The 25131-nt window shown below is 71.9% G+C and carries 21 protein-coding genes, 1 tRNA gene and 3 pseudogenes; 19 read left to right on the top strand and 6 right to left on the bottom strand.

What is annotated here, in order from left to right; genetic code table 11:
* Positions 1 to 218: 218 nt before the first annotated feature.
* Positions 219 to 311, bottom strand: a tRNA-Ser gene (locus tag CSC68_RS13015).
* Between the two features lie 144 nt (positions 312 to 455).
* Here CSC68_RS13015 and dnaX point away from each other — a divergent pair.
* From dnaX to CSC68_RS12995, 4 genes are all read left to right on the top strand, one after another.
* Complete coding sequence (gene dnaX, locus CSC68_RS13010; protein WP_162203967.1) at positions 456 to 2453, top strand: DNA polymerase III subunit gamma/tau; 1998 nt, start codon at positions 456 to 458, stop codon at positions 2451 to 2453.
* 4 nt (positions 2454 to 2457) lie between these two features.
* Entirely contained in the window at positions 2458 to 2778 is a 321-nt protein-coding gene (locus tag CSC68_RS13005; RefSeq protein ID WP_162203965.1) for a YbaB/EbfC family nucleoid-associated protein, read from the top strand.
* A 135-nt stretch (positions 2779 to 2913) separates the two neighbouring features.
* Positions 2914 to 3501 (top strand): recombination mediator RecR, encoded by a 588-nt coding sequence (gene recR, locus CSC68_RS13000; RefSeq protein ID WP_162203963.1) that lies wholly within the window; start codon positions 2914 to 2916, stop codon positions 3499 to 3501.
* Between the two features lie 965 nt (positions 3502 to 4466).
* Complete coding sequence (locus CSC68_RS12995; RefSeq protein WP_162203962.1) at positions 4467 to 4814, top strand: histidine triad nucleotide-binding protein; 348 nt, start codon at positions 4467 to 4469, stop codon at positions 4812 to 4814.
* Positions 4815 to 4888: 74 nt separating this feature from the next.
* Here the strand turns inward: CSC68_RS12995 and CSC68_RS12990 are convergent, their stop codons facing one another.
* The 4 genes and pseudogenes from CSC68_RS12990 to CSC68_RS12975 form a co-directional block, all read right to left on the bottom strand.
* A complete protein-coding gene (locus CSC68_RS12990) occupies positions 4889 to 5428 on the bottom strand; it encodes a Slp family lipoprotein (protein ID WP_162203961.1) in 540 nt (179 codons plus the stop codon).
* 17 nt (positions 5429 to 5445) lie between these two features.
* Positions 5446 to 7398 (bottom strand): transglutaminase TgpA family protein, encoded by a 1953-nt coding sequence (locus CSC68_RS12985; protein ID WP_162203960.1) that lies wholly within the window; start codon positions 7396 to 7398, stop codon positions 5446 to 5448.
* Positions 7395 to 8366 (bottom strand): DUF58 domain-containing protein, encoded by a 972-nt coding sequence (locus tag CSC68_RS12980; protein ID WP_162203959.1) that lies wholly within the window; start codon positions 8364 to 8366, stop codon positions 7395 to 7397. Before CSC68_RS12980 ends, CSC68_RS12985 begins: the two co-directional genes overlap by 4 nt.
* Positions 8366 to 9195, bottom strand: a pseudogene (locus CSC68_RS12975) (AAA family ATPase). The gene CSC68_RS12980 and the pseudogene CSC68_RS12975 overlap by 1 nt, the downstream one beginning before the upstream one ends.
* Before the next feature lie 167 nt (positions 9196 to 9362).
* Here CSC68_RS12975 and CSC68_RS12970 point away from each other — a divergent pair.
* The 3 genes from CSC68_RS12970 (at position 9363) to CSC68_RS12960 (ending at position 14173) form a co-directional block, all read left to right on the top strand.
* Positions 9363 to 11228 (top strand): ArnT family glycosyltransferase, encoded by a 1866-nt coding sequence (locus CSC68_RS12970; protein ID WP_162203958.1) that lies wholly within the window; start codon positions 9363 to 9365, stop codon positions 11226 to 11228.
* Between the two features lie 66 nt (positions 11229 to 11294).
* Complete coding sequence (locus CSC68_RS12965; RefSeq protein WP_162203957.1) at positions 11295 to 12320, top strand: glycosyltransferase family 2 protein; 1026 nt, start codon at positions 11295 to 11297, stop codon at positions 12318 to 12320.
* A gap of 80 nt (positions 12321 to 12400) precedes the next feature.
* Positions 12401 to 14173 (top strand): glycosyltransferase 87 family protein, encoded by a 1773-nt coding sequence (locus tag CSC68_RS12960; protein ID WP_162203956.1) that lies wholly within the window; start codon positions 12401 to 12403, stop codon positions 14171 to 14173.
* Between the two features lies 1 nt (position 14174).
* Here the strand turns inward: CSC68_RS12960 and CSC68_RS12955 are convergent.
* Positions 14175 to 14740 (bottom strand): annotated as a pseudogene (locus CSC68_RS12955) (Maf family protein).
* 113 nt (positions 14741 to 14853) lie between these two features.
* Here CSC68_RS12955 and CSC68_RS12950 point away from each other — a divergent pair.
* The 12 genes and pseudogenes from CSC68_RS12950 to CSC68_RS12895 all read left to right on the top strand — a co-directional run bounded on the left by CSC68_RS12950 (position 14854) and on the right by CSC68_RS12895 (position 25082).
* Positions 14854 to 15375: a YceD family protein gene (locus CSC68_RS12950; protein ID WP_162203955.1), complete on the top strand. Its 522-nt coding sequence runs from the start codon at positions 14854 to 14856 to the stop codon at positions 15373 to 15375.
* 100 nt (positions 15376 to 15475) lie between these two features.
* Positions 15476 to 15670: a 50S ribosomal protein L32 gene (gene rpmF, locus CSC68_RS12945; protein ID WP_013535671.1), complete on the top strand. Its 195-nt coding sequence runs from the start codon at positions 15476 to 15478 to the stop codon at positions 15668 to 15670.
* A gap of 86 nt (positions 15671 to 15756) precedes the next feature.
* On the top strand, positions 15757 to 16737 hold the full coding sequence (locus CSC68_RS12940; RefSeq protein WP_162203954.1) for a beta-ketoacyl-ACP synthase III: 981 nt from the start codon (positions 15757 to 15759) through the stop codon (positions 16735 to 16737).
* A 168-nt stretch (positions 16738 to 16905) separates the two neighbouring features.
* Positions 16906 to 17847 carry an ACP S-malonyltransferase gene (fabD, locus tag CSC68_RS12935; protein ID WP_162203953.1) on the top strand — a complete coding sequence of 314 codons (942 nt, stop codon included), beginning with the start codon at positions 16906 to 16908 and terminating at the stop codon, positions 17845 to 17847.
* A 50-nt stretch (positions 17848 to 17897) separates the two neighbouring features.
* Positions 17898 to 18644, top strand: coding sequence for a 3-oxoacyl-ACP reductase FabG (fabG, locus tag CSC68_RS12930; protein WP_162203952.1), 747 nt, complete (start codon positions 17898 to 17900; stop codon positions 18642 to 18644).
* A 186-nt stretch (positions 18645 to 18830) separates the two neighbouring features.
* A complete protein-coding gene (gene acpP, locus CSC68_RS12925; protein ID WP_013535667.1) occupies positions 18831 to 19070 on the top strand; it encodes an acyl carrier protein in 240 nt (79 codons plus the stop codon).
* A gap of 133 nt (positions 19071 to 19203) precedes the next feature.
* Positions 19204 to 20439: pseudogene (gene fabF / locus CSC68_RS12920) on the top strand (beta-ketoacyl-ACP synthase II); the annotation flags it as partial.
* Between the two features lie 74 nt (positions 20440 to 20513).
* Complete coding sequence (locus tag CSC68_RS12915; RefSeq protein ID WP_162203950.1) at positions 20514 to 21869, top strand: aminodeoxychorismate synthase component I; 1356 nt, start codon at positions 20514 to 20516, stop codon at positions 21867 to 21869.
* A 72-nt stretch (positions 21870 to 21941) separates the two neighbouring features.
* A complete protein-coding gene (gene mltG, locus CSC68_RS12910; RefSeq protein WP_162203988.1) occupies positions 21942 to 23006 on the top strand; it encodes an endolytic transglycosylase MltG in 1065 nt (354 codons plus the stop codon).
* Positions 23003 to 23677: a dTMP kinase gene (gene tmk, locus CSC68_RS12905; protein ID WP_425501256.1), complete on the top strand. Its 675-nt coding sequence runs from the start codon at positions 23003 to 23005 to the stop codon at positions 23675 to 23677. Before mltG ends, tmk begins: the two co-directional genes overlap by 4 nt.
* Positions 23674 to 24732, top strand: coding sequence for a DNA polymerase III subunit delta' (locus CSC68_RS12900; RefSeq protein ID WP_162203949.1), 1059 nt, complete (start codon positions 23674 to 23676; stop codon positions 24730 to 24732). Before tmk ends, CSC68_RS12900 begins: the two co-directional genes overlap by 4 nt.
* Positions 24729 to 25082 (top strand): PilZ domain-containing protein, encoded by a 354-nt coding sequence (locus CSC68_RS12895; protein WP_162203948.1) that lies wholly within the window; start codon positions 24729 to 24731, stop codon positions 25080 to 25082. The genes CSC68_RS12900 and CSC68_RS12895 overlap by 4 nt, the downstream gene beginning before the upstream one ends.
* Positions 25083 to 25131: the final 49 nt, after the last annotated feature.

Here is a 25131-nt window from a genome sequence, read left to right as displayed (position 1 = left end):
TGCCGGCGAATGCCAGCCGCATCAAGGGGAAACAGGGAATGAGAGACCCTCGGGGTGGTCGAACCGGGGGGGGCGAACCAGGACCCCTCTCTCCGCCAGATACGCGAGGGGATTGCGAGCCGCTTCGCGGGTGGTCGAACCGAGGGGTTCGAATCAGGACCCCTCTCTCCGCCAGATACGAAAAAGGCCCCCTTGCGGAGGCCTTTGCTTTTCGTATCTGGCGGAGAGAGGGGGATTCGAACCCCCGAAGCGCGGTTTAGACGCTTACACACTTTCCAGGCGTGCTCCTTCAACCACTCGGACACCTCTCCGGGAACCTGGCGGACCGTCGTGACGGCCTGCAGGGCCGCGAATTCTAGCGCCCGCGGGGCGTTGCCACAAGCGCGGGGCGGGCGGAGGGGCCGGCATGGCACAATGCCGGTCCTGCCGGAAGCCCGGCCGAACGTGGTCAGCCGATGTCCTACCTGGTTCTTGCCCGCAAGTGGCGCCCGAAGCGTTTCTCCGAGCTCGTCGGGCAGGAGCACGTGGTCCGCGCCCTGGGCAACGCCCTGGATACCGGGCGGGTCCACCATGCCTTCCTGTTCACCGGCACCCGCGGCGTGGGCAAGACCACCATCGCCCGCATCTTCGCCAAGTCGCTGAACTGCGAGAAGGGCACCAGCGCCGAGCCCTGCGGCCAGTGCGCCGCCTGCATGGACATCGACGCCGGGCGCTACATCGACCTGCTGGAGATCGACGCGGCCTCCAACACCGGCGTGGACGACGTCCGCGAGGTGATCGAGAACGCGCAGTACATGCCTTCGCGCGGGCAGTACAAGGTGTACCTGATCGACGAGGTGCACATGCTCTCCAAGGCGGCGTTCAACGCGCTGCTCAAGACCCTGGAGGAGCCGCCGGGGCACGTGAAGTTCCTGCTCGCCACCACCGACCCGCAGAAGCTGCCGGTCACGGTGCTGTCGCGCTGCCTGCAGTTCAACCTCAAGCGGCTGGACGAGGGCCAGATCGAAGGCCAGATGACGAAGATCCTGGCCGCCGAGGGCATCGAGGCCGACGCCGGGGCGATCCGCCAGCTGGCGCGCGCGGCCGACGGCAGCCTGCGCGACGGCCTGTCGCTGCTGGACCAGGCCATCGCCTATGCCGGCGGCGCCCTGCGCGACGACGTGGTGCGGGCCATGCTCGGCAGCGTCGACCGCACCCAGGTGGCGGCCCTGCTGGACGCGCTGGCCGATGGCAACGGCGAGACCCTGCTGGGCACGATCGAGACCCTGGCCGGGTTCGCCCCGGACTGGGGCAACGTGCTGGAGGCACTGGCCGAGGCGCTGCACCGGATCCAGGTCCGGCAGCTGGTGCCGGGCGCGCGGCGCGAGGACGAGGGCATCGACGTGGACGCCTATGCCGGCCGGGTGCGGCCGGAGGTGGTCCAGATCTGGTACCAGATGGCGATCAACGGTCGCCGCGACCTGGACCTGGCCCCGGCGCCGCGCGTCGGGTTCGAGATGAGCCTGCTGCGCATGCTGGCGTTCCGGCCCGAGGCCGATGCCGGCGTGCCGCCGCCGGCTGGTGGTGCCGGAACCGGGGCTTCGGCGTCCGGGGGTGGCCAGCGGTCGGCATCGGCGCCAGCCGGGGCAGCCGCAGCGCCCGCCGCGGTGGCGCCCGAGGCGGCGACCGCGGTTCCGGCCGCTCCGGAGCCGCCCGCGCCGCGTGCCGAGCCTGTCCGCCAGGCCGCACCGGCCGCCGATCCTTCCGATACGCCGCCGTGGGACGTCCCCGCGGCGGCCGCGCCGGTGCGTCAGCAGCCGACAGCCCCCGTGCGCGGACCTTCCACCATGGCGCCGCCGTCGTGGCCGGATGATCGTGACGAAGCCCCGTCGATGCCATCGCGTGCGCCCACCGGCAGTACACGTCCGGCCGCGGCCGACGCGCTGGAGGCAGGCATCGTGATGAAGCCCGCCACGCCGGCGCCGATGCCGCAGCCGGCACCCGCGCCGGCGGTTGCGGCCCCCGCTGCACCCCTGGCCACGGCGCCCGTTGCCCGGCCGGCGTCCACCGGCGGCCCGGTGATCGCCGACGCCGAGGACTGGCTGGAGCGGGTGACCGCCTGCGAGCTCAGTGGCCCGGCCAGGCAGCTGGCCTCGAACACGGCCTTCGTCAGCCATGTCGACGGCGTGCTGACCCTGGTCCTGGATCCGGGTTTCGAGTACCTGCGCAGCGAGCGTTCGGTGGCTGCGCTGGCCGAGGCCCTGGCCGGCCCGCTCGGCGCGCCGCCGAAGATCGTGGTCCAGGCCGGCGCGGCGCCGGCGGAGACCCTGCACCAGCGGCTGGACCGCGAGCGCGACTCGCGCCAGGCCGCGGCCGAGGAAACCTTCCTCAACGACCCGACGGTACGCCGCCTGGTCGAAAAGCACGGCGCCCGCGTGGTGCCGGACTCCATCAGACCCGTAGACGAGAACTGAACCGATGCGCGGCAATATCGCCCAGCTGATGCAACAGGCGCAGAAGATGCAGGAGAACCTGCAGCGCGCCCAGGAAGAACTGGCCAAGCTCGAAGTCACCGGCAGCGCCGGCGGCGGCATGGTCAGCGTGACCCTCACCGGCGTGAAGGAATGCCGCAAGGTGCGGATCGACCCCAGCCTGCTGTCGGACCAGGAGATGGTCGAGGACCTGGTGGCGGCGGCGTTCAACGACGCCTCCAACAAGGTCGACGCCGAATCCAAGGCGAAGATGGCCGCCGCCTCGGCGGGCATGCCGCTGCCGCCGGGGATGAAACTACCGTTTTGACGGCCGGGATTGGGCATTCGTGATTCGGGATTCGTAGCAGCCAACTGCAGCGATCACTCGATACCCTTGGTCGCGGGCACTGAACCCTGGCGCTTGGCGGCTCCTTCGAATCCCCAATCTCGAATCACGAATCCCATGCTTCTCGAAGAACTCATCGAAGCTTTCCGCGTGCTGCCGGGCGTCGGGCGCAAGAGCGCCCAGCGCATGGCCTACCACGTGCTCGAGCGCGGGCGCGAGGGCGGGAAGCGGCTGGCAGCGGTGCTGGCCGAGGCGGTGGAACGCATCGGCCACTGCGCCCAATGCCGCGACTTCAGCGAGGACGAGCTGTGCCCGGTGTGCGCCAGCAGTTCGCGCGACCGCCAGCAGCTGTGCGTGGTCGAGACCCCGGCCGACCGCCTTGCGATCGAGACCGCCACCGGCTTCCGCGGCCTGTACTTCGTGCTGCAGGGGCGGCTGTCGCCGCTGGACGGGGTCGGCCCGCGCGAGCTGGGGCTGGAGATCCTGGGCACGCGCCTGGCCGCGGGCGAGGTGACGGAGATGATCATCGCCACCAGCGCCACAGTCGAGGGCGAGGCCACCGCGCACTACCTGGCGCAGATGGCGCGCCAGCACGGCGTGCGTCCCAGCCGCCTGGCCCAGGGCCTGCCGCTGGGCGGCGAGCTGGAATACGTGGACCGCGGCACCCTGTCGCACGCCTTCGGCAGCCGCGCGGAAATGCCCTGACGGCCTTGCGCCCGCGGTGAGCGGGCGCATGCGCGCCATTGGCGCACAAGCCGGCGAAGGCCCGCGTCGTATGGACGCGGGCCGGGGCGTGAGCAGGGGCGTGAGCAGAGGGGCCGACGCTGGCACCGTCCCCGATGCCACGGCAGCTCGCGTAGCCCGGGTAAGCGAAGCGCACCCGGGGGCGGCGTGCCGGCCAATGGTGGCGGTTCCTGTGTGCGCCCCCTGGGGCCATGTTCTGGCGGGTCCCGGCGCCCGCGTCGCGACGGATCCGTGCGCGACCCCGGATGCGGCCTTCGGCCTTATCCGGGCTACGTGGAGTCGCGTCGCCCCGGTAACCGCGTAGCCCGGGTAAGCGAAGCGCACCCGGGGGCCGGCGTGCGGGCCAATCGTGGCGTTCCCTGTGTGCGCCCCCTGGGGCAATGTTCTGGCAGGCCCCTGCGCCCGCGTCGCAGCGGATCCGCGTGCGACCCGGATGCGGCCTTCGGCCTTATCCGGGCTACGTGGAGCCGCGTCGCCCCGGTAAGCCGCGTAGCCCGGGTAAGCGAAGCGCACCCGGGGCCGGCATGCCGGCCAATCGTGGCGGTCCCTGTGCGTGCCCCCTGTGGCGATGTTCTGGCAGGTCCCTGCGCCCGCGTCGCGACGGATCCGCGTGCGACCCCGGATGCGGCCTTCGGCCTTATCCGGGCTACGTGGAGTCGCGTCGCCCCGGTAAGCCGCGTAGCCCGGGTAAGCGAAGCGCACCCGGGGGCCGGCGTGCGGGCCAATCGTGGCGTTCCCTGTGTGCGCCCCCTGAAGCAATGTTCTGGCGGGTCCCTGCGCCCGCGTCGCGACGGATCCGTACGCGACCCGGATGCGGCCTTCGGCCTTATCCGGGCTACGTGGGGGCGATCCACAACCGCTCTCCCGGGGGAGAAGGGCTTTGCTGGGTTAAGCTGCAGCGATCCACGCAAATCGCCCCACGGACCATGAGCGACACCATCTTCGGCAAGATCATCCGCCGCGAAATCCCGGCGACCATCGTCTACGAGGACGATGACATCCTCGGTTTCAAGGACATCGCGCCGCAGGCGCCGGTGCACGTGCTGTTCATTCCCAAGCACGATGCCATCCCCACCCTGGACGACGCACGTCCCGAGCACGCCCAGCTGCTGGGCCGGCTGATGCTGGCGGCGGCCGATTACGCCCGCCGCGAGGGCCTGGCCCAGGACGGTTACCGGGTAGTGATGAACTGCCGCGAGCACGCCGGGCAGACCGTCTTCCACGTGCACCTGCACCTGCTGGCCGGAGCGCCGCTGGGCCACTTCGGCGCCTGAGCGGGAACCCAGCGCCGCAAAACGGAGACGCCGCCCATCGGGCGGCGTCCTCGTTCATGCGGAGGGGATGGCGCTTACCACCACCAACCCCACGGGCCGCGGCGATAAGGTCCCCAATAGGGGCCCCAGTACGGGTGGTAGTGCGGCGGCGGAACCACCTCCACCTCGCGCACTTCCGGCCACAGGTAGATCACGTCTGCCGCCAGCTGCGGCAGCCTGTAGTCGTACTCGCCGATGCGGACGGTATCGGTCCCGGCGACCTGGCCGACGAAGGTGACCTCGCGACCGGGGGTGAACACCGCCGGGTCGTAGAAGCCTGCGCGGCAGGCGATGAAGCGGCCCTGGTTGGCGTCGGTCGAGTCGCGCGCCGGCCGCCCGTTGGCGTTGAGCGGCAGGCCAATCACCTGGAAGCAGGTGCGGTCCTGCTTGGGCTGGGTCTCGACGATGCGGCCACCCCAGCGCACCGGGCTGGCGGCCTGGGTGCCGCCCACCGCCTGCTGCGGGGTGATCTGCGGGAAGTTGCCCTGCAGCGGCTGCGGCGCGGTGGCGCAGGCACCCAGCAGCGACAGGCCTGCTGCGGTGGCGAGGACTCGGACGATGTTGCGCAGGGTCATTGCGGCCTCCGGAAGGATCAGGGGCGGTGCCGGCGCAGGTCCTGGACCAGCTGGCGCAATCCCCCGTGGCCCGGAGCGTAACGCGAATCGGCGAAACGCTGGCTGAGCGCAACGAGCTCCCGGCCGGCCCGCGGACGTGCCGCGGCCACGCGCCGTGCCCATTCCAGGGCAGGCTCGTACGGCTCCCGGCCCAGGCCTAGGCGTGCATAGCGCTCGCCCAGCCGGTGCCAGGCGCGCAGCAGCGGATCGCGCTCCCGCTCGCCGCGCGCCAGCCACCAGGCCATCGCCGCCACCGCCGCCGCGGCCAGCGCGCAGAACACCAGCAGCAGCTGTCCCGGGCGCAGCCGTTCCAGCCCCAGTGGGCGGAACAGCTGCTGCTGGCGCTCGGCGTTGAAACCAAGCACCAGGTCGTTCCAGCCGCGGCGCAGCCAGTCGGCGAGGTTGCCGATGTTGTCCAGGCGCAGGGCCTGCAGCCCGGCGGCAGCGTCCTCCACCGAGCGGCGCTGTTCGATGGTGTCGTACACGCGCTCGGGCGCCACCGCGGCAGTGGGATCAACCCGGGTCCAGCCGCGTCCTTCCAGCCAGACCTCGGTCCAGGCGTGGGCGTCCATGCGGCGCACGATCCAGTAGCCACCGAAGGGATTGGGATAGCCGCCGGCGTAGCCGACCACCACGCGCGCGGGGATGCCGGCGGCGCGCATCAGCACGGTGAACGCCGAGCTGTAGTGCTCGCAATAGCCCTGCTGCTGGTCGAACAGGAACTCGTCGACCGCATCGCGCCCGGGCAGGGGCACGTCGAGGGTGTAGGCGAATTCGGAGCGGATCCAGGCCAGTGCCCGGGCCACGATCGCCGCGTCGTCCCCGCCGGCCTCCCGCCGCCACTGTTCGGCCAGGGCGCGGGTGCGAGGATCGCGTCCCGGCGGAAGGGACAGGGCCAGGCGACGCACGTCCGGTGGCAGTTCCGGTTCGAAGCTGCGCGCCGGCGCCGAGCGCAACTGCCAGCGGGTGGGCGCGGCAAGCGGCCTTGCGGAGGCCAGCCCGTGGTCGTGGCCGAGGCGGGCGCCGCCGGGGGCTTCCACCGGCAGGTCCAGCGCCACCAGGCGCCGGCGGTCGGTGGCTTCCATCTCCACCTCGTAGCGCCACTCCTTGCCGGCGACATGCTCGACGTGCGGCGGTGGCAGCGCCGCGGTGCGATCCTCGGGCGTCCAGGCGCGACCGTCGTAGTTCCACAGCGCCAGGGCACGCCAGTACATCTGCTCCGGCGGAGGCGGCGGGGTGTCGAAGCGCACCCGCAGCGCCGGCTTGTCGTCGGACATCAGGTCCAGCCACTCGCCGGGCTCCATGCGCTCGGACAGGCCCGGGCGGGCGATCGCGCGTTCGGGCACGCCCCACAGCGGCGAGGGCAGGCGCGGGAACAGCCAGAACGCGGCCAGTGCCAGCGGCAGGCCGATCGCCACCAGCCGGCCCATCACCCGCATGCCCTCGCGCAGCGGCAGCGGCGCGGCCTCGTTCTCCACGTCGGCCAGGCGTTGCAGGCTCAGCAGCGCGCTCAGCACCGCGGCCAGGCCCAGCAGCATCGTCAGCGGGCCCTGGTCCAGCAGGAACGCGGCGAACGGGGCGAACAGCGAGAAGCCCAGCAGGCTGCGCGCATCGCGCAGGTGGTGGGACTCGGCCGGCTTGATCGCGAGCATGGCCGCCAGCAGGGCGCAGCCGGTGTCGCGGCCCATGCGGGGTCCCATCAGGGCAAGCACCAGGGCCAGCATGGCCAGGGTCAGCAGCAGCCGCAGCCACGAGGGCAGCGGGTGGCGCCAGGAAGCCGCGGTCACGACGACGGCTGCCACGGCCAGTGCGGCGGCCAGTGCTGGCGGCAGGATCAGCAGCAGTGGCAGCAGGCCCAGTCCGGCGGTGGCCAGGGTCCAGGCGCGGGTGCCGCCGGGCAGCACGGGGGGCGGAGCCTTCGGTCCGCTCACGGCGCGGCCTCCGGCAGCAGGGCCAGCGCGCGCAGGCAGGCATGGTGGTGGTCGGGGCCGCGGCCGGGGCCGATGTCGTCCTGGCCCGGCAGGCGCAGGCGGTAGCGGCGACCTTCGCGCTCGGCCTGGTCGACCCAGGCGGCCAGGCGCGAGATCCGCGGCTCCAGGGGCAGCGCGGCCAGCGAGCGCCAGTCCAGGACCAGTTCGCGCCCTTCGGTGCGCTCGAACTCGCGCACGACCAGGGTGTCGCGGCGCGCGCTGTGTTTCCAGGCGATGGTCCGCGGCGCGTCGCCGGGGCGGTAGGCGCGCAGCTGGTGGGGTTCCTCGCCCAGCGGGTCGGGACGGCCCCGGCCCACGGAGCCGGCGTGGTCGGGCAACGGCGGCGGGTTGGCTTCCGGGCGTGGGTAGACCAGCAGGCGCTGGCGCGGCCACAGCCGCGACCAGGCGCGCGCCAGGCCCAGCGGCTGGGTGGTGGACAGGCGGATCCTGCCCGGCTGCAGCCAGCCGCGGCGGGTCGTCGGGAGCACGAGGACGAGCTCGCCGCGGCCATCGGGGTCCAGCGCGGTCCAGGCCTGGGCGGCGTCCAGGTCGGCACGCAATCCGCGGCGTGGACGCCCGTCCCTGCAGGCCAGGGCCAGGCGCAGGGCCAGCGGCTGGCCGGCGGCCACCGGTTCCGCCGACACCGCCTCCAGGCGCAGCCCGGACAGCTGCAGGTGGGTGGCGATCAGGCTGGAAAGCCCGGATGCGCCCAGCAGCAGCGCCAGCAGCAGGGCCGGATTGTTGTTGTAGTTCAGCGCGCCCAGCAGCATGGCCACGACCAGCGCCGCGTAGAACATGCCGAAGCGGGTGGGCAGCACGTAGACCCGGCGGCGGTCGATCGCCACCGGCAGCGGTTCGGGCGCGCGCGGGCGTTCCAGCGACTGGGCCAGCGCCCACGCCCGCGCCAGGTATCCCCCGGCCTGGGTCATCAGTCCACCGGCACCGCGTGCAGCACGGCCTTGGCCAGCTCGGCGCCCTGGCCGGCCTCTGCCTCCGGGACCAGGCGGTGGCCGGCGACCGCGATGAACAGCGCCTGCACGTCCTCGGGCAGGACGTGGCCGCGGCCCAGCAGCAGGGCCCAGGCGCGGGCGGCACGCAGCAGCGCCAGGCCGGCGCGGGGCGACAGGCCCACGCGCACGCCCGGGTGCCTGCGGCTGCGGGCCAGCAGCGCCTGCACATAGTCGACCAGGGCGTCGCTGGCATGGACCTGGGCGGCGGCCTGGCGCAGGGCGGGCACGTCGCCTTCGCCGAGGACCGGCAGGGCGTGGGCGATCAGCTCGCGGCGGTCGGTGCCGGTCAGCAGCGCGCGTTCGGATTCGGCACCCGGATAGCCGAGCGAGAAACGCAGCAGGAAGCGGTCCAGCTGCGAGTCCGGCAGCGGGAAGGTGCCGGACAGGTCCACCGGGTTCTGGGTGGCGATCACGAAGAAGGGATCGGGCAGCGGATGGGTCACGCCGTCGAGGGTGACCTGCTGTTCGGCCATCGCCTCCAGCAGCGCGCTCTGCGTGCGCGGCGGCGCGCGGTTGATCTCGTCGGCCAGCAGCACCTGGGTGAACACCGGGCCGGGGTGGAACTGGAAGCTGCGCCCGGCCGCGTCGTACACCGACACGCCCAGCACGTCAGCCGGCAGCAGGTCGGAGGTGAACTGCACGCGCTGGAACGACAGGCCCACGGTCGCGGCCAGCGCATGCGCCAGCGTGGTCTTGCCAGGCCGGGCAGGTCCTCGATCAGGACGTGGCCCCCGGCAAGCAGGGCCACGAAGGCCAGGCGTACCTCGTGGGCCTTGCCCAGGACCATCGAGTTGACCTGGTCCTGGGCCCGGCCGAGTGCCTGGGCCAGCGTGTCGGTTAGGATCGGGACGTGTCTTGCCGGGGAGTTCGCCATCGCATGCCTGCATTACCTGATCGGGCTGGAGTGTAACGGGTATGCGGAATGAGCTAAGGGCGCGCCGCGTCTTCGCGCTGCTGTGGGCGGCGGGCTGCCTGGTCAAGCTGGCGGTCGCCGCGCAATTGCCGCTGTTCGTGGACGAGGCCTTCTACTGGCAGGAAGGACGCCACCTGGCACCGGCCTATTCGGACCTGCCAGGCATGACGGCATGGCTGGTGCGGCTGGGGACCTGGATCGGCGGGGAGAACACCCTGGCCCTGCGCATGCCGTTCCTGCTGATGGGCGCGCTGGTGCCGCTGTACGTGGTGCGCATCGGCACGCGCTGGTTCGGGGCCGCTGCCGGCTGGCATGCCGGCAGCCTGGCGGTGCTGATGCCGCTGAGCGGAACCCTCGGCGTCCTGGCCCTGCCGGATGCGCCGCTGGCACTGGCCACCGTCCTGTGCCTGCATGCGGGCACGCACCTGGTGCGCCAGATCAGCGCGCTGGCGGTGCTGGAACTGGGGATCGGCATGGCCCTGGGGGCGCTGAGCCACTATCGCTTCGGCGGGGTGCTGCTGGTTGGCGCGGCGGCGATGCTGTGCCTGCCGAACGGCCGCCGCTTCCTTGCCGATCCACGTGGCTGGCTGGCGGTGGCGCTGGGCATCCTGGCCTGGGCGCCGCTGGTGCTGTGGAACCTGGAACATGGCGACGCCGGGGTGCGCTTCCAGATGGTCGACCGCCACCCCTGGGCATTGCATGCGGAGGGGCTGCTGTTCCTGCCGGTGCAGGCGCTGATGGTGACGCCGCTGCTGCTGGCGCTGATGGTGCAGGCGGCCTGGCGCTGCGCATGGCCGGCGCGCGCGTTGCGGCCGCCGTGGCGCTTCCTCGGGCTGTTCGGCGCGATCGTGGCGGTCGGCATCTTCCTGCTGGGCTTCTTCACCGACGTGGAGCGGGTCAGCTTCCACTGGCCGCTGCCGGCCTGGCTGGCCCTGCTGCCAATGGCGACGCTGCTGCTGCAGGCCTGGCCGCGGCGCTGGCGGGTGGCGACCTGGGCGACGACCGCGGCGGGCGCGCTGCTGGCGTTCGGCTGGCTGCTGACCGTGTCGGTGCCGGCGGTGCGCGCGGAACTGGCCGGCAGCAAGTACTACCCCCGCAATTTCGTGGGCTGGGACCAGCTGGCCGACGAGGTGCGCGCCGCCCTGGTGGACATGCCCGACGGCACGGTCCTGGTGGGGGACAGCTTCAAGGTCGGCGCCGAGCTGGGCTTCGCCATCGGCGACCCGGACATCCGCGTGTTGCCGCATCCGCTGAACGCCCACCACGGCCGCTCGCCGCAGCTGGAGCTGTGGGGGCTGCTGGTGGACCAGCCGCTGGACTCCCACGCATTGCTGGTGGTCTCCCCCAGCGACATGCAGTACAAGGCGCTGCTGCAGTACTACCACTCGCTGTGCGGCTGGCTCGGGCCGTTGCCGCCGCCGCAGGTGGTGGACGTGGACGGGCTGGCGCAACGTTTCCTGCTGTTCCGCCTGCCGCCGGGCCGGGCCGAGGGGGCGTGCACGCTCCCGGCGATGGCGTGGATCGACGCGCCTTCGCCGCGCGCGCGGCTGGGCTGCGACTACGAGGTCCGCGGCTGGGCGTTCAAGGACGGGGTAGGGGTATCCGCGGTGGAGGTGCTGCTGGACGGCCGCGTGCTGGGGGGCGCCGAGTACGGACTGGACGCGCCGTTCGTGGCCGAGTACTGGCGCAACAGCACCGACACCACCCATCCACGCGTGGGATTCGCCGCCAGCGGGCGATTGCCTGGCTGGGTGCAGCCGGGCAGCCATCGCCTCGCCCTGCGCGTGCACGGGCGCGACGGCAGCACCGAGGACGGCTGGATGCAGAAGGTGCGCACGCCGCGCTGCGCGGCGCAGGTGCCGGACTAGGGGCGCCCCCGCTCGCCCGGACTGCCGGCGCCCAGTAACATGCGCGCGCCATCCAGGGGACTGTCCATGCGTGCCTCCACCCATCCCGACCCCGACCGGGCGCCGAAAGCGCTGCGGATCGCCCTGTTCGTGCCCTGCCACAACGAGGAGGCCACGATCGCCCGCGTCATCGAGGACTTCGGCAGGCACTTGCCGCAGGCCGAATGTCACGTCTTCGACAACGTCTCCAGCGACGCGACCGCTGACGTGGCGCGCGCGGCAGGGGCGCGGGTGCACCGCGTGTGCCTGCGCGGCAAGGGCAACGTGGTCCGGCGTGCATTCGCCGACCTGGAGGCCGACGTTTACGTGATGGTCGATGGCGACGCCACCTACGAGGCCGGTGCCGCGCCGGCCCTGGTCCGGCGGCTGCTCGACGAGGGCCTGGACATGGTAGTGGGTGCCCGGGTGGACAGCGAACGTGCCGCCTACCGGCCGGGCCACCGTTTCGGCAACCGCCTGCTGACCGGCTGCACCGGCCTGCTGTTCGGCAACAGCTTCGACGACATGCTGTCCGGTTACCGGGTGTTCTCGCGCCGCTATGTCAAGTCGTTCCCCGCGCATGCGGCCGGATTCGAGATTGAGACCGAGCTGGCGGTGCACGCGCTGCAGCTGCGCATGCCCGTGGCCGAGGTGCAGACAGCCTACGGCGCCCGCCCGGAAGGCTCGACCAGCAAGCTCAACACCTGGAAGGACGGGATCCGGATCCTCGCCACCATCATCCGCCTGTTCAATTCGGAACGGCCGCTGCTGTTCTTCTCGCTGGGCAGCGTCGCCAGCCTGCTGGCCGCGCTGGCGCTGGCCGCGCCGCTGCTGCAGACCTACCTGGAGACCGGCCTGGTGCCACGCCTGCCCACCGCGGTCCTGTGCGTAGCCCTGGTGCTGCTTGCGGCGCTGTCCCTGGTGTGCGGCCTGGTCCTGGACAACGTGGTGCGCGGCCGCGTCGAGGCCAAGCGCATGGCCTACCTGGCCGTGCCGGCCACGCGTGGCGCGCTGTCGGTCGCTGCGGTCGCGGCGGTCGCGGTCTCCACGCCCGTTGACGGAGTGCAGCGATGAGCGGTGTCGCTGGAGCGGCGGCCAGCGGCCGCTGGGGCTGGACCCGGCAGTTCGAGCCGGGTTCGCGCCGAGGCCTGGCGATGGCCACGGTCGCGGTGGTCGCCCTGGCGGTTCTGGTTTCGCTGCTGCGCGGCCAGGATACCAACTGGGACCTGCGCAACTACCACCTCTACAACGCCTGGGCATGGCTGAACGGACGCATCGCGACCGACCTGGCCCCGGCGCAGCTGCAGAGTTATTTCACGCCGCTGCTGGACGTGCCGTACTACCTGCTGGTGCAGCACGCGCCGGCACCGGTGGCGGGCGTCTTCCTCGGCATCCTGCACGGACTGGCCTTCCTGCCCCTGTGCTGGATCGCCTGGCGCATCCTGGCAGGGGAACAGGAGCGGGGCCGCAAGGCGTTCCTGCTCGCGCTGGCCGGCATGTGTGGGGGGGCCTTCCTGTCGGAGCTGGGCAATACGATGGGTGATGCCAGCACCGCGGCGCTGGTGCTGGGCGCGCTTGCGCTGGCCCTGCCTTCGGCCGGCGGCTGGGCGAGCCGGACGGTGGCGCTGGCGGGTGCGCTGCTCGGCACTGCGGTGGCGCTGAAACTCACCAATGCCCTGTATGCAGTGGCCCTGGGGCTCGCGGTGCTGGCCGCGCCGCTGCCCTGGCGTGTCCGGCTGCGTGCCCTTGCGGTGCTGGTGGCGATGTCGCTGCTGGCCTTCGCGCTGTTGGCCGGGCCCTGGTTCTACCGGGTGTGGAACACGTTCGGGAACCCGCTGTTCCCGCAGTTCAACTCCTGGTTCCAGGCGCCGTTGGCCGCCCCGGTATCGGTAAGCGACACGCGCTGGCTGCCCAAGGGCCTGGGACAGGCGCTGGTGTGGCCACTGCGGCTCACGTTTGAGCCACGTCGCTTCAGTGAAATCGCCCTGCCGCAGCTGGCCTGGGCCGTGCTCTACATCGGCGGCATTGCCGCCGCCATCCGCTGGCTCGTGCGCCGGCTGCGCGGGCAGGGCGCAGGCGCGGCCACGGTCACGCGTGATCCGGCCCGGGTCATGCTCGTGGTCTACCTGGTCGCGGGCTTCGTGGTATGGACCGGGGTGTTCAGCATCCACCGTTATCTGGCGGCTCTGGAGCTGCTGGCGCCGCTGACCCTGTGGCTGCTACTGCATCACCTGCTCCCGGAACGGGTGCGCTTGCGCAAGGTCCTGATGATCCTGTGTTTGCTGGTGCCGTTAGTGGGTTGGAACGACTGGGGCCACGCAGGCTGGGCGCGGCAGGCCGCACGTGTCGAGGCACCGGAGCGTTTCAACGCGGACACCATATTGGTGCTTGGCGACGCGCCCAATGCATGGCGCCTGCCGTTCCTGCCGGCGGGACCGGCCTACGTGGGCGTGGCCAGCAACTTCCCGGAATCTGACGCTTACCGCGCGCAGGTGCGAAGCGCCGTCGCCGAGGGCGGGCAGGCGATGCTCCTCCTGTCGGCGGAGGCGGTGGCGCGGCGTGAGCAGATCGCGCGGAAGGACGACAAGAACGCCGTTTACAACCGTCTTGCCGGGTGGCTGATGTTGGATCGAGGCAGTTGTCCTGCGCTGCGCTGGGCAGCGCGGCGCAGCAGTAGCCGGACGCTGGTCGAAGCAGGGCAGTCGCCCACCGGGCGTTGCCTGCTGGCGATGATTAGCGATCCTGAGGTCGCTACCGAGGTCGGGGCAGTCGAACTAGCCGAGCGTGAGCGCCTGCGTGAGGTCGGTGGGACCCTGGCCAAGCGTTATGGCCTGGTCCTGGACGTGGAGGGCTGCCGGACCTACGGCAGCTGGATGGGCACCGATCCGTACCCGTACCAGCTCTGCCCGGTGGCCCTCCAGCGCTGAATCAGGGCAGGGCGTAGCCGGCCTGGCGCAGCAGGCCGGCCAGCGCGATCAGGGGGAGGCCGACCAGGCCGGTCGGGTCGCGCGATTCGATCGCCTCGAACAGGGTGATGCCCAGGCCTTCGCACTTGAAGCTGCCGGCGCAGTCGAAGGGCTGCTCGGCATCGACGTAGCGCTCGATCTCGTCCCTGGCCAGGGTGCGGAAGTGGACGCTGGTCAAGTCGGTGGCGGCGAAGCTACCGCCGGGACCCTGCAGGCTGACGCCGGTGTGGAAATGCACCACGCGCCCGCTCATCGAGGCCAGCTGGGCGACCGCCGCCTCGCGGCCGCCTGGCTTGCCCAGGATGCGGCCATCCAGTTCGGCGGCCTGGTCCGAGCCGATCACCCATCCTGCGGGCGTGAGGCGGCGATCGCACCGGCCTTGGCGGCCGCCAGCCGCCGTACCAGCGCGGCCACGTCCTCGCCCGGCAGCGGGGTTTCGTCCACCTCCGGGCGCGCGCACTCGAAGGCCAGGCGCAGGCGTTGCAGCAGTTCGCGGCGGTACCGGGAGGTCGAGGCGAGGACGAGCATGGGCGGATCGTGGGAGAATGGCGCGCCAGTCTCGCCCTTCGGCGGGCCAGCCGGCAAACGTTCATGACGCGGGTTTGACAGGGGGCGGGGCGGTCCTTAACATTCAGCGGCTTATGTCCGCTGGTGTGCCCGCAGTGCAGGTCCCCGAAACGCTGGATGCCTGGAGGATGGTCGCCACGAGGCGGCAGTTCGAGGGGCGGGTGGCGCTTTCGGCGCTGTCGCGCCTGTCGGGCAGCCTCGCCGACACCGAGGGCGAATGCAGCTTCACGCTTGAGTTCGGCCACGACGCCCTGCAGGTGCCGTTCATCGAACTGACGCTGGAGACCGGCCTGCCGCTGGTGTGCCAGCGCAGCCTGGAGCGTTTCGTGTTCCCGGTGAAGGCGGTGCAGCGCCTGGGCCTGATCCGCGACGAGGAGCAGGAGGCCGCGCTGCCGCCGGGGTACGAGCCGCTGCTGGTGCCCGAGGACGGCATGCTGAGGCCGCTGGACCTGGTGGAGGACGAGCTGGTGCTCGCCCTGCCGGTGGTCCCGGTCTCCCCGGACAGCGAGCCGGTCGACCGCACCTGGTCGGCCAGCGAGGAAGAACAGCAGGCGGCCAGCCCGTTCGCGGCGCTGGCGGCCCTGAAAAAGAAGTAGGACGGCCGCGCCGCCGCGCAAAGGCGCCCTGGAACGGCACCGGCGGGTGGCTTCGAGGCTTTACCAGAACACGCAATTCAACCGAGTTTGGAGCAATCCCATGGCTGTGCAGAAATCCCGTGTCACCCCGTCCCGCCGTGGCCAGCGCCGTTCGCACGACGCGCTGACCGCCAAGCAGCTGTCGACCGACCCGACCACCGGCGAGATCCACCTGCGCCACCACGTGACCGCTGACGGTTACTACCGCGGCAAGAAGGTCATCGCCACCAAGACCTCGGTGGTCGAGGAAGACTGAGACCCCGATCCGGGCGTGCGCGCCGCGCCCGCCCGGTTTGCGGCCAATCTCCGGCTCCCGCGGGAGCCTTCCCTGCGGGAGTACGCATGAGCGAGCGGATCTATTCGCGCATCGCCGGAACCGGCAGCTACCTGCCGGAGAAGGTGGTCACCAATGACGACCTGGCCAAGGTGGTCGATACCAGCGACGAGTGGATCCGTACGCGCACAGGCATCCGCGAGCGCCGGGTGGCGGCCGAGGGCCAGGCCACCAGCGACATGGCCTACGAGGCCGCGCTGAAGGCGATCGAGGCCGCCGGCATGGAGGCCTCCGAGATCGACCTGATCGTGGTCGGTACGACCACGCCGGACGTGATCTTCCCGTCGACCGCCTGCCTGGTGCAGCAGAAGCTGGGCATCGCCGGCTGCGCCGCGTTCGACGTCAATGCCGCCTGCTCGGGCTTCGTGTTCGCCCTGAGCGTGGCCGACAAGTTCATCCGCACCGGCACCGTGCGCAATGCGCTGGTGATCGGCGCCGAGACCCTGACCCGCATCGTCGACTGGAACGACCGCACCACCTGCGTGCTGTTCGGCGCCGGCGCCGGCGCGGTCGTGCTCAAGGCCGACAGCGAGACCGGCATCCTGTCCACGCACCTGCATGCCGCCGGCAGCAAGCGCGAACTGCTGCACTGCCCGGCGGGCGTGTCCAGCGGCTTCGACAAGGACGCCCACAACGCCGGCGTGCGCATCCTCATGGCCGGCAACGAGGTGTTCAAGCACGCGGTCAAGGCGCTGGACAGCGTGGTCGACGAGACCCTCGACGCCAACGGCCTGGGGCGCGGCGACCTGGACTGGCTGATCCCGCACCAGGCCAACCTGCGCATCATCGAGGCCACGGCCAAGCGCCTGGAAATGCCGATGGACCGCGTCGTCGTCACCGTCGACCGCCACGGCAACACCTCCGCCGGCTCGGTGCCGCTGGCCCTGGACGAGGCGGTTCGTTCCGGCCGCGTGCAGCGGGGCCAGCTGCTGCTGCTGGAGGCGTTCGGCGGCGGCTTCACCTGGGGCTCGGCGCTGCTGCGCTATTGAGTCGCGGGTAGCGTTCAGCAATCCGGGAAAGGCCGCCACCGTGCGGCCTTTCCGCGTTTCCGGCGCCTGCCGGCCACGCCCGGGCGGGGTCCGCACATACGCGGTCGTACAGACAAACCACGCATTGCGCCCGTATCATCGCCGTCCTTCTTCGAACTGCGACATCACGTGACCCAACCGACGCTTGCCTTTGTCTTCCCCGGCCAGGGTTCCCAGTCCGTGGGCATGCTCGCCGACCTGGCGGACGCGCACCCGCAGGTGCGCGAGGCGTTCGCCGAGGCTTCCGAAGGCGCGGGCGTGGACCTGTGGGCGCTGTCGCAGGAAGGTCCCGAGGACCAGCTCAACCGCACCGAATTCACCCAGCCGGCGCTGCTGGCCGCGGGCGTGGCGGCGTGGCGTGCGTGGCAGGCCCAGGGCGGCGCGCAGCCGGCGCTGCTGGCCGGCCATAGCCTGGGCGAGTACACCGCGCTGGTTGCCGCCGGTGCGCTGTCGCTGCATGACGGCGCGCGCCTGGTCCGCCTGCGTGGCCAGCTGATGCAGGACGCCGCGCCCGCCGGTACCGGCGCGATGGCCGCGGTGCTGGGCGCCGAGGACGCGGTGGTGGAGGAAGTCTGCACCCAGGCCTCGTCCAGCGGCATCGTGGTCCCGGCCAACTACAACTCGCCCGGCCAGATCGTGATCGGCGGCGAAGCGGCTGCGGTCGACGCGGCGCTGGCGCTGCTGGCCGAGCGCGGCGTGCGCAAGGCGGTCAAGCTGGCGGTGAGCGTGCCATCGCATACCCCGCTGATGCGCCAGGCGGCCGACCGCCTCGGCGAGGCGATGGCGCAGCTGCAGTGGCAGGCGCCGTCGCTGCCGGTGGCGCAGAACGTGGACGCGCAGGTGCACGACAGCGTCGAGGCGATCCGCGACGCCCTGGTGCGCCAGCTCTACCTTCCGGTGCGCTGGACCGGCTGCGTGCAGGCGCTGGCCTCGCGCGGCGCCACCCGCATCGCCGAATGCGGCCCGGGCAAGGTCCTGGCCGGCCTGGTCAAGCGCATCGACAAGTCGCTGGACGCGCGCGCCATCGGTACCGCAGCGGACTTCGACGCGGCGCTGGCCGACTGGCGCTGAATCCCACGCGGCCGCGACGGCCACCAACGCATACGAACCAAGAGGTCGACATGAGCAACCTGCCCCTGAGCGGCGAGATCGCACTGGTTACCGGCGCCAGCCGTGGCATCGGCGCGGCCATCGCCGACGAGCTGGCCGCGCGCGGCGCGACCGTGATCGGCACCGCCACCAGCGATGCCGGCGCGCAGGCCATCGGCGAGCGCCTGGCGGGCAAGGGCGGCCATGGCCGCAAGCTCGACGTCAACGAGCCGGGCGCGGTGGAGGCGCTGATCGACTCGATCGCCAAGGAATTCGGCGCGGTCTCGATCCTGGTCAACAACGCCGGCATCACCCGCGACAACCTGCTGATGCGCATGAAGGACGAGGACTGGCAGGCCATCCTCGACACCAACCTCACCAGCGTCTACCGCAGCTGCAAGGCGGTGATGCGCGGCATGATGAAGGCGCGCAAGGGCCGCATCGTCAACATCGCCTCGGTGATCGGCGCCACCGGCAATGCCGGCCAGGCCAACTACGCCGCGGCCAAGGCCGGCATCATCGCCTTCAGCAAGTCGCTGGCCAAGGAGATCGGCAGCCGCGGCGTGACCGTGAATGTCGTGGCGCCGGGCTTCATCGACACCGACATGACCCGCGACCTTCCGGCCGATGCCAAGGAAGCGATGCTGGGCCAGATCGCGCTGGGCCGCCGCGGCGAGCCCGCGGACATCGCCCGCGCCGTGGCCTTCCTCGCCGGTCCGGACGCCGGCTACATCACCGGCGAAACCCTGCACGTCAACGGTGGCATGTACATGGCCTGAGCCCGGCCAATACCTGCCATCCCAGACCCCAAAAGTCGTCCAAGTTTCTGAATGGCCTGCATTTTCGTGCGGGTGCCAGCGGCCGCGGCTTTTGACTACACTATCCGCCTTGTGGATCAGTGAAACCCGGGCCGCGCTTCCCGCGCCGGTTCGACCAACAACCACTCCGCCTGGAGCAGCAAACCCATGAGCACCATCGAAGAGCGCGTCAAGAAAATCGTCGTCGAACAGCTCGGCGTCAAGGAAGAGGAAGTGACCAACAGCGCATCGTTCGTCGACGACCTGGGCGCCGACTCGCTCGACACCGTCGAGCTGGTGATGGCCCTGGAAGAAGAGTTCGAGTGCGAGATTCCGGACGAAGAGGCCGAGAAGATCACCTCCGTCCAGCAGGCGATCGACTACATCAAGGCCCACGTCAAGAGCTGACGCGAGCCATGCCCGCGGACCCGCGTGGTCCGCGGCGACCACATTCGACGGGGCCGCTGCATGCGGCCCCGTGCATGTCCGGCGGCGTCCGCCGGCGTGCGCATCCCCGCACCGTGAGAAGCAGGAGCCGCCAATGAGTCAGCGTCGCGTCGTCATCACCGGCATGGGCATGGTCTCGCCGCTGGGCAACGACCTGGCCAGCAGCTGGGACGGCATCGTCAACGGCAGGTCGGGCATCGGCCCGGTCACGCATTTCGATGCGAGCGCCTATGCGACCCGTATCGCCGGCGAGATCCGCGATTTCGATCCCACCGCGTTCCTGCCGCCCAAGGACGCCAAGAAGATGGAGCCGTTCATCCACTACGGACTGGCGGCGTCCTTCATGGCCCTGGACGACTCCGGCCTGGAGATCACCGAGGCCAACGCCGAGCGCGTGGGCGCGATCATCGGTTCGGGCATCGGCGGCATCCTCGGCATCGAGGAGCAGACCGCCAAGTACCTCGAGGGCGGCCCACGCAAGATCTCGCCGTTCTACGTGCCCAGCACCATCATCAACATGCTGCCGGGCCAGCTGAGCATCATCCGCGGCCTGAAGGGACCGAACTTCTCGGCCGTCTCCGCCTGCGCCACCGCCAACCATTCCATCGGCACGGCGATGCGCCTGATCCAGCACGGCGACGCCGACGTGATGGTGGCCGGCGGCGCCGAGCGCGGTTCCTCGCCGACCTCGATGGGCGGCTTCTGTTCGATGAAGGCCATGTCCACCCGCAACGACGACCCGGCGCGCGCCTCGCGCCCGTGGGACGCCGAGCGCGACGGCTTCGTCCTGGGCGACGGCGCCGGCGTGCTGGTGCTGGAGGAGTACGAGCACGCCAAGGCCCGCGGCGCGCGCATCTATGCCGAGCTGCTGGGCTTCGGCGCCAGCGCCGACGCCAACCACATGACCGCCCCCAGCGAGGACGGCGATGGCGCCGCGCGCTGCATGGCCGCCGCGCTGCGCGACGCGAAGGTCGACCCTGCGAAGGTCGACTACCTCAACGCGCACGGTACCTCCACGCCGCTGGGCGACCTGGCCGAGACCCTGGCGATCAAGCGCGCCTTCGGCGACCACGCCTACAAGATGATGGTCAGCTCGACCAAGTCGATGACCGGCCACCTGCTGGGCGCCGCCGGTGGCGTCGAGGCGATCTTCTCGGTGCTGGCGATCCACCACGGCATCGTGCCGCCGACCATCAACCTGGAGAACCCGGGCGAGGGCTGCGACCTGGACTACGTGCCCAACGTGGCGCGCCAGGCCAAGGTCGACATCGCCGTGTCCAACGGCTTCGGCTTCGGCGGCACCAACGGCCCCCTGGTGTTCGGCCGCATCTGCCGGCCCGCGGCGCCGGCCCGGGGGCCGGCGCCCGCCCACGACGGCCTCCGCCCTGCGGGGCCGCCAATCCCATGCTCCAGTCCCTCGCGCTTCCGGCGTCCGTCGACCTGCTGGCCCTGCACCGGCAGGCGCCGTCGCGCTATCCGCTGCTGCTCGAATCGGTCGCCTCCGGCACGGTGCAGGGGCGCTGGGACCTGCTGCTGATGGCCGACGGCCACGGCCTGCGCCTGGATGCCGACGGCATCACCCGCGATCTCGGTGGTGCGGAGCATGCCGGCACCTTCCTGCAGGCGCTCGATGCGTGGTGGCGGCGCGAACACGCCGACATCGCCGATCCGCGCTGGCCGTTCGCCGGTGGCTGGGCCGTGCTGCTGGACTACGAGCTGGCCGCCCAGGTCGAACCGGTGCTGCAGCTGCCGCAGCGCCAGGACGGGCGCCCGCCCGCGCTGGCGCTGCGCTGCCCCGCGGCGGTGCTGCGCGACCGTGCCCGTGGCGAATGCGTGGCCATCGCCGAGCCGGGGATGGAGCATCTTCTCGACGTGCTGCGTGCCGACCTCGAGGCCTCCGCCACGCTGCCGCCGCTGCCGGCCTGGCAGCCGCCGGCGGAAATCGCCGAGGACGAGCCGCGGCGATTCCTCGAGGGCGTCGGCCGCGTGCTCGACTACCTGCGCGCTGGCGACGTGTTCCAGGTGAACCTCTCGCGCGGCTGGCGTGCGCGCTTCGATGCGCCGCTGGATCCGGCCGCGCTGTACGCCCGCCTGCGCCAGGCCAATCCGGCGCCGTTCGCCGGCCTGTTCGCCGGCAATGGCTGGGCCGTGGCCAGCTCCTCGCCCGAGCGGCTGGTGTCGGTGCACGGGCGCACGGTCCAGACCCGGCCCATCGCCGGCACCCGCCCGCGCTTTCCCGGCGACGACGATGCCGCGCGCATCCGCGAGCTGGTCGGCCATCCCAAGGAGCGCGCCGAGCACGTGATGCTGATCGACCTGGAGCGCAACGACCTGGGCCGGGTCTGCGCGCCCGGCAGCGTCGAGGTCGACGAGCTTATGACGGTGGAGAGCTACGCCCACGTCCACCACATCGTCAGCAACGTGCGCGGCCGGCTGCGGGCCGACGCCACGCCCGGCGAGGTGATCGCCGCGGTGTTCCCCGGCGGCACCATCACCGGCTGCCCCAAGGTGCGCTGCATGCAGATCATCGCCGAGCTGGAACAGGTGCCGCGTGGCGCCTACACCGGCGCGATCGGCTGGCTGGGCCGCAACGGCGACATGGACCTCAACATCCTGATCCGCAGCGCCGAGGTGCGTGGCGATGCGGCGGTGTTCCGCACCGGTGCCGGCATCGTGGTCGACTCGATGCCCGAACGCGAGCTCGACGAGACCCGGGCCAAGGCCCGCGGCCTGCTGCGTGCACTGGTGCCGGAGGGATGAAGTCGGGGGCGGGGCGGCGGGCTGCCCGTGCGCCGCGGTATCCTGAGCGACCTTCCTGGGAACGAGGTGGACGTGGCCGGCGGATGTAGGCGTGTATTCGGGACCGCGCTGGGCGTGCTGTTCGTGGTGCTGGTGCTGGCCGGCGGTGCGGCGGCCTGGGGCTGGAACCACTACCAGCGGGTCGCCGACGGCCCGGCCTGGACCGGCGAGCCCACCAGCGTGCGCATCGAGCGCGGCGACGGCCTGCGCACCGTGGTCGCGCGCCTGCGCGAGGCGGGCGTGGCCGCCGGGCACGACCTGGAAGGGCGCATGCTGGCCCGGCAGATCGCCGCCGCCGGCCGCCTGAAGGTCGGCGAGTCCGCCCTGGAACCGGGGATCCCCCCGCGCGAGCTGCTGCGGCGCAGGCGCGACGGGCGCGTGATCCACTACCGGGTGACCATCGTCGAAGGCTGGAACATCCGCCAGCTGCGCGCGGCGCTGGCCGCGGCCGAGCCGCTGCGGCACGAGACCGGCGACCTGGACGATGCCGCGCTGATGGCGGCGCTGGGCCATCCCGGCCAGCACCCGGAAGGACGCTTCCTGCCGGAGACCTACCTCTACCAGCGCGGCGACAGCGACCTGGACATCCTGCGCCGCGCCTACGCGGCGATGGAGCAGGCACTGGCCGAGGCCTGGGCGAACCGCGCGCCGGACACGCCGCTGCGTTCGCCGGAGGAGGCGCTGATCCTGGCCTCGATCGTGGAGAAGGAAACCGGCCAGGCGCACGAGCGCCCGCAGATCGCCGGCGTGTTCTCGCGCCGCCTGCGCAGGGGCATGCTGCTGCAGACCGATCCAACCGTGATCTACGGCATGGGCAGCGCCTACGACGGCAACATCCGCAAGCGCGACCTGACCACCGACACCCCGTACAACACCTACACCCGCCCGGGCCTGCCGCCGACCCCGATCGCCATGCCCGGCCGCGCCGCGCTGCAGGCGGCGGTGAACCCGGCCCCGGGCGACGCGCTGTTCTTCGTTTCGCGCAACGACGGCACCCACGTCTTCTCGGCGACCTATGCCGAGCATGCCGCCGCGGTCGACTGCTGGCAGCGCCGGCGCAATTGCCCGGCACGCAACGGAGCGGAGCCGCAGCAGTGAGCGGGATGTTGCCGATGCATCCGCGCCTGGTGAGCCTGGAAGGCGGCGAGGGCGCGGGCAAGAGCACCGCGCTGGCAGCGGTGCGCGAGCTGCTGGCCGCGCGCGGCCACGAAGTGGTGCTGACCCGCGAGCCCGGCGGCACGCCGCTGGCCGAGCGCATCCGCGGGCTGCTGCTGGATCCGGGCGAGCGCACCCAGGGCGCGGCGGCCGAGCCGCTGCACCCGGAGACCGAACTGCTGCTGATGTTCGCCGCCCGCGCCCAGCACGTGGCCCAGGTGGTGCGCCCGGCGCTGGAGCGCGGCGCGTACGTGGTCAGCGACCGCTTCACCGATTCCAGCTACGCCTACCAGGGCGCCGGCCGTGGCCTGGATCCGCAGTGGATCGCCGACCTGGAGCGGCGCACCGTGGGGCTGCGCCCGGGCCTGACCCTGCTGCTGGACCTGGACGTGCGCGAAGGCCGCGCCCGCACCAGCGGCCGCGACCTGTGGCCGGACCGGATCGAGAGCGAGCAGGACGACTTCTTCGAACGCGTGCGTCGCGGCTTCCGCCAGCGCGCCGCGGCCGAGCCGGAGCGCTTCGCGGTGATCGACGCCGCGCAGCCGCCGCAGGCGGTCGGCCGCGACGTCGCCGCGGCGGTCGCGGCCTGGCTGGACCGGCAGGTGCAGGCATGAGCCCGGACGGTTTCGCCCCCTGGCAGCGGCGCCTCTATGACCAGGCCGCCGCGGCCCTGGATGCCGGCCGCCTTGGCCATGCGCTGCTGCTGTGCGGCCCGGCCGGGCTGGGCAAGCGCGCGGTGATCGAGGCACTGGCCCAGTACGTGCTGTGCGAATCGCGCGCCGATGGGCGCGCCTGCGGCCGCTGCCGCAGCTGCGAACTGTTCGCCACCCGCACCCAGCGCGATCCGGTGGAAACCCGTCCCGACGGCTCCCTGGCCCAGCCGGACGGCCACAGCGCGCACCCGGACCTGATCTTCGTCGGCTACGAGTGGCGGCTGAAGCCGTCGCCGCCGCGCATGCGCACCGAGATCGTGATCGAGCAAATGCGCCAGCTGTCCGAACGGCTGGAGGTCTCGGCCACGTTCACGTCGCGGGTGGCTGTGGTCGAGCCGGCCGACGCGGTCAACTACAACGCCTGGAACGCGATCCTCAAGACCCCCGAGGACCCGCTGCCCGGCCGCTACCTGTGGCTGGGGTCGGCCAATCCCGCGCGTCTGCCGGCCACCATCCGCAGTCGCTGCCAGCGGCTGGAGATGCGCCTGCCGCCTCGCGCCGAGTCCCTGGCGTGGCTGGAGGCGCGCGGCCACGGGCGCGAGGCCGCCGCCGAGGCCCTGGCCGCCGCGCGCGGCCATCCGGGACTGGCGGCCAGCTGGCTGGAGGGCGATGGGCTGGCCCTGCGCAGGGAGGTTGCCGCCGACCTGGCGGCGATCGGCGCCGGCCGCGCGGACCCGCTGGAGGTCGCCCAGCGCTGGGGCGCGGACGAACGCGGCGACGAGCGCCTGCGCCACGCGGCCGAATACGCCGTGGGCGAGGCCTCGTCCGGCTTGACCGCTCCGGTCCGATTGCACAAGCTGGCGGTCTGGTTCGACAACGCAAATCGCACCCGCGAGCTGTTGCGCAGCACGGTGAGGGGGGACCTGGCGATGGCGGACCTGCTGCTTGGCTGGCGCGACCTGGCACGCAGCACGACCACATCGCCGGCGCGCGAGGAAAGGGGAAACAACGGATGAGTGCTGCAAGCGGACGCCAGGGCATCCTGTCCCTGGCGGTCAAGGACAAGGCCGGGCTGTATGGCGCCTACATGACTTACGTGCGCAATGGCGGCATCTTCGTGCCCACGCCCAAGCGTTATTTCCTGGGCGACGAGGTGTTCCTGCTGCTGACCCTGCCCGATTCCAGCGAGCGCCTGCCGATCGCCGGCAAGGTGGTCTGGGTCACGCCCACCGGCGCCCAGGGCAACCGGACCGCGGGCATCGGCGTGCAGTTCCCGGAAGGGGCCGACGGCGAGGCGGTGAAGAACAGGATCGAGACCCTGCTGGCCGGCATGCTGAGCTCCGACAAGCCGACCCACACCATGTGACCTGCCCTGGCCGGGGCGGTGCCGTCCGCCGGCCACGGCCGCGGGCAGG

The sequence above is a fragment of the Pseudoxanthomonas suwonensis genome (assembly GCF_010093235.1).
GTDB lineage: Bacteria > Pseudomonadota > Gammaproteobacteria > Xanthomonadales > Xanthomonadaceae > Pseudoxanthomonas > Pseudoxanthomonas suwonensis.
Note: the sequence above shows the minus strand (reverse complement) of the source record. Positions and strands in the feature narration are given on the sequence as shown.